7 protein-coding genes and 4 pseudogenes are annotated in these 10,303 nt (G+C 63.8%); all 11 read right to left on the reverse strand.

Going from position 1 to position 10,303, the window contains the following annotated elements:
• Nucleotides 1–28: 28 nt before the first annotated feature.
• A complete protein-coding gene (locus JWR98_RS07810) occupies nt 29–448 on the reverse strand; it encodes a group I truncated hemoglobin (RefSeq protein WP_078731744.1) in 420 nt (139 codons plus the stop codon).
• The gene (locus tag JWR98_RS07815) at nt 448–1,305 is read right to left on the reverse strand and encodes a DUF3034 family protein (RefSeq protein ID WP_205489682.1); all 858 of its coding nucleotides are present in this window, start codon (nt 1,303–1,305) and stop codon (nt 448–450) included. The genes JWR98_RS07810 and JWR98_RS07815 overlap by 1 nt, the downstream gene beginning before the upstream one ends.
• A 9-nt stretch (nt 1,306–1,314) precedes the next feature.
• Nucleotides 1,315–2,175, reverse strand: coding sequence for a putative bifunctional diguanylate cyclase/phosphodiesterase (locus JWR98_RS30095; protein ID WP_425273162.1), 861 nt, complete (start codon nt 2,173–2,175; stop codon nt 1,315–1,317).
• 45 nt (nt 2,176–2,220) lie between these two features.
• Nucleotides 2,221–2,864: pseudogene (locus JWR98_RS30100) on the reverse strand (GGDEF domain-containing protein); the annotation flags it as partial.
• Nucleotides 2,865–3,027: 163 nt separating this feature from the next.
• A pseudogene (locus tag JWR98_RS30105) lies at nt 3,028–3,661 on the reverse strand (cache domain-containing protein); the annotation flags it as partial.
• Nucleotides 3,645–4,313, reverse strand: coding sequence for a methylamine utilization protein (locus JWR98_RS07825; protein WP_425273163.1), 669 nt, complete (start codon nt 4,311–4,313; stop codon nt 3,645–3,647). The gene JWR98_RS07825 and the pseudogene JWR98_RS30105, both read right to left, overlap by 17 nt.
• A gap of 208 nt (nt 4,314–4,521) precedes the next feature.
• On the reverse strand, nt 4,522–6,858 hold the full coding sequence (locus tag JWR98_RS07830; protein WP_205489691.1) for a putative bifunctional diguanylate cyclase/phosphodiesterase: 2,337 nt from the start codon (nt 6,856–6,858) through the stop codon (nt 4,522–4,524).
• Nucleotides 6,859–7,067: 209 nt separating this feature from the next.
• Nucleotides 7,068–8,239 (reverse strand): annotated as a pseudogene (locus JWR98_RS07835) (ABC transporter substrate-binding protein).
• Nucleotides 8,236–9,210 (reverse strand): CobW family GTP-binding protein, encoded by a 975-nt coding sequence (locus JWR98_RS07840; protein ID WP_078731738.1) that lies wholly within the window; start codon nt 9,208–9,210, stop codon nt 8,236–8,238. The pseudogene JWR98_RS07835 and the gene JWR98_RS07840 overlap by 4 nt, the downstream one beginning before the upstream one ends.
• Complete coding sequence (locus JWR98_RS07845; protein ID WP_078731737.1) at nt 9,207–9,506, reverse strand: hypothetical protein; 300 nt, start codon at nt 9,504–9,506, stop codon at nt 9,207–9,209. Before JWR98_RS07845 ends, JWR98_RS07840 begins: the two co-directional genes overlap by 4 nt.
• A 13-nt stretch (nt 9,507–9,519) precedes the next feature.
• Nucleotides 9,520–10,267, reverse strand: a pseudogene (locus tag JWR98_RS07850) (SDR family NAD(P)-dependent oxidoreductase).
• Between the last annotated feature and the right edge of the window lie 36 nt (nt 10,268–10,303).

Genomic DNA, 10,303 nt, shown 5'->3' on the forward strand with positions numbered 1-10,303 from the left:
CCACATTTGAACCTTGGTGTTCAGGTGACTATTGTTCGATCACTTCACCGCGCATCACCGCCAGCCGTGCGATCAGGCGGTTTTGCACCGCAACTGCAATGCCCTCTTTGTCCATTGAGGCAATCAAATCCTCCACCAGCGCATTGAAGTCACTGCGGCTGACGTTCTGGCCCTTGTGACTTTCGGCCATGCTGTCACCGGTGTAGGTACATGGCCCGCCTGCTTCGACGCAGAACTGTTCGATCAATTTGTTGCGCAAACGCTGGATATCGATGCGCCGAAAGCGTTCGACGATGCGCTCATCGCGGGCGATATTGAGCAGCATCCCTTCGACAATCCGCGTAATGCCGGGCATGGCGCCGAGATCGCGGTACAGGCTGTCGTCCTTGGGCGGTTGTTGGGCGCAGGCGCTGAGCAGCACTGCCAGCGCGATGGGTAGAACGCGCATTAGAAGCTCCCCTGCACCGACACGTAGGTGCCGTTCTGGTTGTCCAACGTGGCAATTTCTCCAAGCCGCGCGTAAGCCAATACAAACGATAAGTGCTTGTTGGGAAAGTAGCCGACGAACACATCCGCCCAATCGCTTTCACCGGCAAACGACAGGTTGTCGGGCTTTTCCCGGTATTCGACCCCCAGCGCCCAGCGCGGGTTGAACAGCACCGCCACCGAACCTTCCTTGAGCAGGCTGCGGCTGTCCCGACGATCGCCGCCGAAACCCAAAAGTCCGGTTTCGTTGGCGCGGCTGTAGCGCAGGCTGGTGTTGACCAGCACGTTGTAGCCAAACGCAGCGCCCATGAACAAACGGCTGGCGGCGAGGTAGCCTTCGACGTCACTGTCGCGCTTGGCCCCCACCAGGCTGGGGATATCGAAGTTGGTCTGGTGTTTGTATTCCAGGCCGAGGGACACCTGCGGCAAACGGTCGTAAATCACGTCGCCGAACAGCCGCACCTTCACACCCAGTACATCCTGGCCCAGGTTGTCTTCGGGCAAGTTGAGCTTATGCACCAGGTTGCCAAGGTCGAAGCGTTGGCGGGCGAAAGACACTTCGACACGGTTGTCGTAAGCCAGCGCCAAGCCGGCCACGTCCAGCCGATAGTCCGGCAGATTGACCGTGGTGGCGAACGCCGTGGCGCCCCATTCATGTTGCTCGCCGTAGCCGGTCAACACCGCCCAAGGCGTGATACCGCCGCCCGCTGAGCCCTCGATGCTGCTGGCACCGCCCGTGGCGATCAGCCGGCCGTTATCGGCCAACGCAGTGTGCAGGGTCAGCGCCCCCAGGCAGCCAACCAGAAGAGAAAGTCGCACGCCAGCTACTCAATGAATCAAGGAAGTGTGCGCACTGAGGGGCAACGCCACCCAGGCTTCGAAAGCGTCGGCGCTCAAGGGCCGGCTGATCAGGTACCCCTGGGCCGTGTCGCACTGCCACCGCTCCAGCAAACGCAGGCTGTGGGCATACTCGACGCCCTCGGCGACGACCTTGAGGCCCAGGTTGTGGCTCATCTCGATGGTGGAGCGCACGATCACCGCATCTTCACTGGTTTCATCGAGGTTGCGCACAAAGGATTGGTCGATCTTCAACTCCTGCACCGGCAGGCGCTTGAGGTGAGCCAGCGACGAGTAGCCGGTGCCGAAGTCATCCACCGACAGGCTGATGCCGCAATCGCGTAACAGGTGCAGGACTTTGAGGGCTTTTTCCGGTTCACGCATCACTGCACTTTCGGTGATTTCGAACAGCAACTGTTCGGCCGGCAAGCCATACCGGCGCAGCAAGGCCGAGACCCGATGGGCCAGTTCGTCACCGAGCAAATCGTCCGCCGAGATATTCAGTGACAGCTGTAAATACAGGCCGCGACGGTTCCACTCGCATAGTTGACGGATGCCCTCCTCGATCACCCATTGGGTCAACAAGTGGATGCTGCCCGAGCGCTCGGCCAGGGGGATGAATTCCGCCGGCGAGACCATGCCGAACTGCGGGTGCTGCCAGCGCAGCAAGGCCTCGGCCTGGCGTACATGGCCTTGGCGAATGTCCAGTTTGGGCTGGTAATGCAGCAGCAATTGGCCTTGGCCGGGCGCGTGGCGCAGGTCGCGGATCAGGGTGATCTGGCGGCGATGCACCAGGTCGCGGCCCTGCTCATAAACCTGCAGGCGGCCGGGCATTTTCGCGGCGTCGTTCATGGCGATGGCCGCGCGTTCGAGCACGGTGTGCGGGCTTTCGCCGTCGGCCGGGTAGGCCGCGATGCCCAGGCGGCAATCCAGCGCCAGGTCGTGGCCGTTGATGCGCTGGGGGCGCAGCAGCAGTTGTTGCAGCTTGTCGGCCATGCCCACCGCCTCGTCACTGCCCGCACCTTCGAGTAACAGCAGGAATTCATCGGCGATCAGGTGCGCCAAGGTATCGCCGGGGCGCAACACCGCCTCCAGGCGGCGGCTGACGCCAGCAGCAATTGGTCCACCGCATCGGGCCCGGCGGTTTCGCTGGCGGCGCGCAGGTTATCGATACCCAGGTAGACCAACGCCACCGGCCGTTGCAAGGCAATAGCACTGCCCAGGCGCTCCATGGCCAGTGCGCGGTTCGGCAGGCCGGTGAGGCTGTCGTGCAGCGCGTTATGCGCCAACTGTTGCTCACGTTCGGCGATGCCGCTTTGCATCGCATTGAACGCATTCGCCAGCAACCCCAGTTCGTCACTGCGCGCCAGGGCCACCGGCGTGTGGTAATCGCCCTGGCCAATGCGCTCGGCCGCCTGCGCCAACGTCTGCACCGGGCGCGATACGGTGCGCGCCAGCAACAAGGCGCCGATCAACGAGGCGAGCAAGGCGACCAGCGCGATGCCAAGGATCCTTTCGTCCAACGGCACAAAGGCCTGCATCGCCGCATCCAGCGGCTTTGCAGCAAAGCCAGGACCTTGCCGTCCTGATCGCTGGCCAGCACCAGGGACTGGCTGAGGAAACGCTGCGCCAGGTGATCGGTGGTGGACACCCCATGGCGTGTCGTATCGCCCTGCATCAGGGCCAGAATGCTGTCGCGCAAAACCTGCGGCTGGGTGCTGACCAACTCGCCCGGCCGATCGTGAGCAATCGCCAGGAACGACACTTCCAGGTTGCTCAACAAGCGCAACTCATCGGCAAATGCGCCGTCCATGCTAAAGCCCATCACCACCCGTGCAATCGGCAACGGCGCCAGCACCGGGGCTTCCACCAACAGGTGCGGCTGGCCTTGCAGTGGCACGATCAGCATGGCCTGGTGGTTGCGCCGGGCATCGCGCAGCGACTGATCGTATTGGAAGGTCGAGCCCTCGGGCACTTCGCTCAACGTACTGGCGAGGACTTTGCCGTCCATGCCCAGCAGGATCACATCGCTGGCGTTGATGCGCTTGCCGTGGTTGAGCAGCACCGAGCGCATCGTCGCCGAATCGCCGCTGGCCACCGCATCACGAAAGCCGAAGTCGGCGGCCAACAGTTGCACGCCATCGGCCAGACGTCGACCGCGAACGTCCAGCAAGCGCTCGAACACCCGCGACCCCACCTCCAACTGAGCCAGCGCCTGGCTGCGCACCGCTGAGTTGGTGGCCGCCTTGACACTGAAATACAGCGCACCGATCACCACCAGCAACAGCAGGATCAGGACACTGGCGACCCGCGCCTGGAAGCTACTGCGCAGTTTCACGGGCGGCTCGATTGAACGCGTCGCCAAACGCACTCGGCGTCGGCGGGATATCGGCGGAGGCCGGCTCGAGGCTCAGTACCACGTTGTGGCTCAGGCCGGCGGCGGTGACGTGCAAGTTGCCGCCGTCCAGAGGCTGCATGTCTTTGAGTTGCGGGTGCCACACCGTGGCGTGGTAATCGCCGGGCGGCAGTTGATCAAGGCGCACGCGGCCTTGGGCGTCGCTGACGCCGAAATGCGCGTCGTCGGTCACGAAGATATAGCCGAGCATCCAGTCATGGATATTGCACCCAAGCACCACAACGCCAGGCTTGTCGAACAGCAACGGGTCGCTGGGCGTGCCTTCGTACAGGCGCAGTTCGAAACGCTTGGCGGCGGAGAAGGAATAAACCTGATGGCGGATGTTATCGCTGTTGGGGAAGCGCACCTGGGTGCCGGTGCGCACCGCCAGCACATGGGGCGCAAAGCGTTGGCCACGCTGGTCCATATCGGCCTTGAGCACACCGCTGAACGCACCCGCCGGGCCCTGAAGGGTCACGACGCCATCCGCCACGGGGCTGCCGTCGGCCTGGCGCATCAACACCTCAAGGGTGGCGGCCGAGGCTGGGCACGCCACCATCAGCGCCAGCGCTACACCTGAGAACACATGAATCATTCGGGCCATGGGGCATCCGCAACAGATGGAAAAAAGTGGCCAGCCTTGGTACAGCAAGGGCCAACCATCATGCCGCAAACAAGGCAAAATGCCATCACTGAATAAAGAGCATATGTGAACCGCCGGTCGGTAAAAACCTATGCGATCGGTCAAGCCCTGTAGAGGTTATCGACCCTGCGGGAGAATTCTGTAGCCCGCCGGCTGGGATCTAGGCGGGCGTACCCTCGCGCCGCACCCACCTCTCGAACGCCATGGCATCCAGCGGTCGGCTGATGAGATAGCCTTGGGCCGTGTCGCAATTCCACTGTTTGAGCAGCTTCAAACTCGGCTCGAACTCCACGCCTTCAGCCACCACCTTGAGCCCCAGGTTATGGCTCATCTCGATGGTCGAGCGCACGATCACGCCGTCGCCGCTGGTGCTGTCGAGGTTGCGCACGAAAGACTGGTCGATCTTCAGTTCCTGTACCGGCAAGCGCTGCAACTGCGCCAGCGACGAGTAACCGGTACCGAAGTCGTCCACCGACAGGCTGATGCCGCAACCGCGCAGTTGCTCCAGCACGCGCAGGGCCTGTTGCGGGTTGTGCATGATCGCGCTTTCAGTGATTTCGAAAAGCAGCTGCGTGGCCGCGACGTCGTGTTGCATCAGCAAGCGGGTGACGCGAATCGCCAGGTCGTCATCGGCCAGGTCATCCACCGAGATGTTCACCGACAATTGGATCAGCAAACCGCGCAGCGTCCACTCGGCGATCTGGCGGATCGCGGCCTCGATCACCCAGTGGGTCAGGCTGGACATGCTGCCGGTGCGTTCGGCCAGGGGGATGAATTCAGCGGGCGACACCAGCCCCAGCGTCGGGTGATGCCAGCGCAGCAAGGCTTCGGCCTGGCCGACATGGCCGTGCTTGAGGTCGAGCTTGGGCTGGTAACACAGGTACAAGTCGCCTTCCACCGCGGCCCGGCGCAGGTCACGGATCAGGGTGATCTGGCGCTGGTGAGCCAGGTCGCGGTCCTGCTGGTAGATCTGCAGGTAGCCGGGAAAGGCCGCCGCATCGTGACGGGCAATGGCGGCGCGGCTGATCAACTCTTCCACCTGCTGGCCGTCGGCGGGGTAAGCGGCGATGCCGATACTCACTTCGTGGCGCAGCTCGTCATTACCGATGCGCTGGGGTTCGGTGAGCAAGGCGTAGAGACGGTCGGCGCGGGCCACGGCGCGGTCGACCTCGGTGTTTTCCAGCAACAGCAAAAACTCGCTGCCGGTGATGCGCGCCGCCGTGTCGCTGGCCAGCAGGCTCATGGACAGACAGCGGCTGGCTTCGCGCATCATGACCTCCACCCCCTCGGGGCCGAAGCCTTCGTTGATCACCCGATAATTCTCGATCCCCAGGTACAGCAACACCACCGGCCGCCGCGCGCTGATCGCACTGCCCAGGCGTTCCATGGCCAGGGTGCGGTTGGGCAGGCCGGTGAGTGGGTCATGCAGCGCGTTATGTTCCAGTTGCCGCTCGCGCATGGCAATGCCGCTTTGCATGGCATTGAACGCCCGCGCCAGCAGGCCGAACTCATCGTGACCGCGTACCCGTACCGGCGTGCGGTAATCACCGGAGCCGATGCGACCCGCCGCGTCCACCAGCGCATTGAGCGGACGCGACACCCGCCGCGCCAGCACCAGCGCGCCGACCAACGACACCAGCAGCACCGCCAGGGCAATCCCGAGGAACTGCCGGTCCAGCGGCGCGAAGGACTCCAGCGCATGCTCCAGCGGACTTTGCAGCAACACGCGCACCTCATCGGCGCCCCCTGTATTGGCCAGCGACACGACTTGACTGAGCACGCGCTCACCATAAAACAAGCGGATCGATGCCTCGGCGTTAACCGGCGCATCGCGCAACAGGCTGAGCGTGGTGGCCTGGTGCGCGACAGGCTGGGTACTGAACAACGGGCCGCGCCGACCGTCCTGCAGGCTGAGGAACGACACCTCCAGATTGCTCATGGAGCGCAATTCATTGGCAAACAGCGTGTCCATGGGAAACCCCATGACCACCCGAGCGATGGGCTGCGGGCCGACTACCTGGTCCTGCACCAGCAAGTAGGGACGCCCGTCCATGGCGACGATCAGCATTTGCAGGCCACTGCGCCGTGCCTGGCGCAGTGCCTCGCGGTAGGGGAAAGTTTGGCCACGGGTGAAAATCGGCAAGGTGCTGACCAACACATCGCCGTCGAGCCCCAGCACAAACACTTCGCTGGAACGAATACCGGTACCGTGCCGGCGCAGCGCGCCCAGAATCTTCGCCGGGTTGCCTTCGGCCACGGCCGCCTTGAACGGACCGTCAGCGGTCAGCCAGTCGAGGCCGTATTGCAGGCGCCGACCACGCAGGTCGAGCAGGCGCTCGAACACCTGGCGACCGGTTTTCAACTGCACCTGGGCCTGGTTCTCCACGGCACGCAGGGTCGCGGCCTTGACCGCGAAGTAAGTGGCGGCCACCACCACCAGCAGCAACAGCGCCAGCACCCCGGCTATGCGGGTTTGGAACGTATGGCGCCACGTCATGGCTGTGCCCTCGGGCAGCGTTGGCCTTCTTCTGCCACTACGTCCTTTTGTCATGCGCATCCTTTGCAACAGCTGACCTGGCGTCAAAAAAACATCCACTTATATGGGATATTTCGAATTAGCAGATTAGCTGTCACAACGCATAAGTCCACCCAATAGAAACGGGGATTTCACTGACAGTTTATTGGCGACGAGCCCTTGACCACGCCTCAGCCACGGGCGCGCATGAAGTCCCCCCAGCGCCGCACCAGGTAGTTGTGCTCATCCATCACCGAGTTCCACACGGCGATATGCCCCATGCGCTGTTCATAAGACCCGCCATCGCGCACCTCGCCGATATCGATCAGCGGCAATCCGTCGCTGCCCGGCAACTCTTCACGCGCAGGCTGGCCGGCGTACCAGTAGTCCCACTCGGCGCCGCTCAGGTGGTCGCGGCTACGGGCCGGGTTGCCGATGTAGTAGCCCTGGCGCGCCATCACCGCGCCGGGCCAGCCGGACAGCCACCAATTGAGGTACGCGTAGGCCGCGTCCAGCACCGCGCCGCTGGCGTGGCGCGACAGGGACAAGCCACCGAACCAGGCCCGATAGCCCTCGCGGGGCACCGCCAGGCGGTACTTCACGCCCGCGCGGTGCAGGCGCATCAAGGTCGGCGACCACAGGCTCTGGATATCGATGCTGGGGCTGAGCATCAACTGTGCGGCTTCTTCATCGTCCGACCAGAACGCCGCGAAGTGGCCCTCCTTCTGTTTGCGCACCAGGATATCGGCAAGCACGTCGATCTCTTCGATGCTCATATTGCCGATGTCGTTGAAGTGCGCCAGTCCCGCGCCCTGCACCGCCAGCGCGGCATCCAGCGCACCGATGGCGGCGTCGCTTTGCAATGCCGTGCGGGCGCGCCAGGCCGGATCGAGCAGCCAGCCCCAGCTCTCATTGCTGTGGCAAAAGCCTTCGGGCAGGCGCTCGGGGCGGTAGGCGAAACTGTCGGCATTGTGGGTCAGGGGCAGCATGCTGATGCGGTCGGTGACCGTGCTGCCCAGGCTGCCGTCGTGTTGTACGAACAGGCGCTCGCTGGGCACGCTACCGCTGCCCAGGCGGTCGTTGGGCGACAGGCGACCACGCTTGGGCAAGTCGTTGATCTCGTGCCACAACGCGATACGCCGGGTGTCGATGGGCTGGATCGCCCGGCCGGCCACACGAAGTCGACGTTGTGAAACCACTGGTCGTACAAGTCGTAGCTGTCGGGATGCATCACCGCGATGCGCTGGGCCTGTTCGACATCGTGCACCTGGTAGACCAGGCGAATCCCCAGCTCCTGCTCGGCGCGCACGCGCAAGGCTTCGAGCAAGGTCACTGAGGTGCCGAGAACGCGCAGTGTGATCATGCCGCGAACCGCCGCGAGAACACCTCAAAGGAGCGGCGCAGCAATATCGGGTCGAGGCCGCGCAGGATAAACACCAGCCGTGACCGGCGGTCCGTGCCAGGCCATGCAGGCAAGTGCACCGGGGCATGCAGGCAATGCTGCACGCCATGAATGACGATAGGGGCGTTACTGGCGTTCACGTTGAGCAGTCCTTTGACGCGAAGGATTCGTTCGCCGTGGCATCTTAGCAGCATCGACAACCATACCCCGAAGCCGACCCAGTCCAGCGGCTGGTCGAAGGTCAGGCTGCACACCTGTGCGGCGCCATGGTTGGCGCTGGTGGCTTGATGCAGTTGCCAGCGACTGACTTCCACGGCCGGTTCGGCGCTGCGCAAACCCTCGCCGAGCAGCAATTGATCGCCGCTGTGGATGTCCTGGGTTGCGAGGATCGGTGTACCGGCGTTGAGCGCCTGCAAGTGCGCACGCAGCGGCGCGCAATCGCCGGCCAGGTCGGTTTTGCTCAGCAGCAAGCGGTCGGCGGCGGCGACCTGGGCCAGCCATTCCGGGTGCAGGCGCTCTTGCAGCGCGGCATGGCTGGCGTCGACCAAGGTGACCACCAGGCCGATATGAAAACGCCCGCGCAGTTGCACATCGTTGTTCAACGTGGCGAGGATCGGCGCCGGGTCGGCCAGGCCGGTGGTCTCGAGGATCACACGTTTGAAGGCGGGTATTTCGCCACGCTCTCGACGTTGCAGCAGGCCAAGCAAGGCGTCCTTGAGTTCGCCGCGAATCGAGCAGCAGATACAGCCACTGGGCAGCAGCACGGTGTCCGGCGCGACTTCTTCCACCAGCAGATGGTCGATGCCGACATCGCCGAACTCGTTGATCAGCAACGCCGTGTCGCCCAGGCTTTCACCTTGCAGCAGACGCTTGAGCAAGGTGGTTTTGCCGCTGCCGAGGAAGCCGGTGATGACATTCAGGGCAATGCTCATGGGGCTGACTCCAAGTGCTCCAACAGCGTTGGATCGAGAGGGTCCAACGGTCGACCAAGCATGCTTTCGGCCGCCAGCCAGAGTTGATCCAGGCCGCTGGCCAATGCCTGTTTACCGGTCGCACCGAGCAGCAGGTAGGACGCGCCCTGGAAGTCTTCGACCTTGAGCCGGAACACCGCCAGCACCTGGTTGATCGCGGCGATGCGGCGCAGGCGCTCGCGGCGCCTGGGCAACTCGTCGCCCAGGGGATCGCTCCAGTGAAGGTCTTCACCGAGCAAGCCGCAGAGTCCGCACATGGCTACACCTCGCTCATGGCATGACATCGCCGGAGTTCGGGCCCAGGGTCTGGCCGACGAACAGGTTGCCGCCCGGTTCGCTGGCCAGCAGCACGGCGGTGGGCGCCACTTCATCGGCCAGGCCGAAGCGGCCCAGGGGCAGTTCGGCGCTTGGCACGCTTCCACTCGGCACTGATCCCGCCCACCAACGGCGTTTCGATCGGGCCGGGGGCGATGGCGTTGACCAGCACATTGTCCTTGGCCACTTCCAAGGCCAGGGACTTGGTAAAGCCGATCACCCCGGCCTTGGCCGCCGCGTAGTGAGTCAGTTCGGCACCGCCCTTGATGCCCAGTTGCGAGGCGACGTTGATGATCCGCCCCCAGCGCTGCGCGAGCATGTGCGGCAATGCTCGCTGGCTGGCGACAAACACGCTGGTGAGGTCGACGCGCAGCATGTCGTTCCACATCTCGATGGACAGGTCGACGCAGCGGGCCTGAGTGAGCATGCCGGCGTTATTGACCAGAATGTCGATGCCGCCGAAGTGTTCGACGCAACGGTAGACACTGGCCTGGGCGCCTTCGACCGTGCCGACATCGGCCAGGCACTCGAACACCTCGGCGCCGAGGTTGCGACAGGTGATCGCGGTTTCGGCGAGGCTCGCGGCGTTGCGGTCGGCCAGCACCAGGCGCGCACCTTCAGCAGCGTAGGCGCGGGCGATGGAGGCACCGATGCCGCTGCCGGCACCGGTGATGACAGCGCGGCGATTAGTCAGTTGGGGCATATCAATTCTCCAGAGGCAAACACAATTCTAATGTGG

Origin of the sequence: Pseudomonas lactucae, from assembly GCF_016937615.1 — a bacterium.
In the GTDB taxonomy this organism is placed as follows: domain Bacteria; phylum Pseudomonadota; class Gammaproteobacteria; order Pseudomonadales; family Pseudomonadaceae; genus Aquipseudomonas; species Aquipseudomonas lactucae.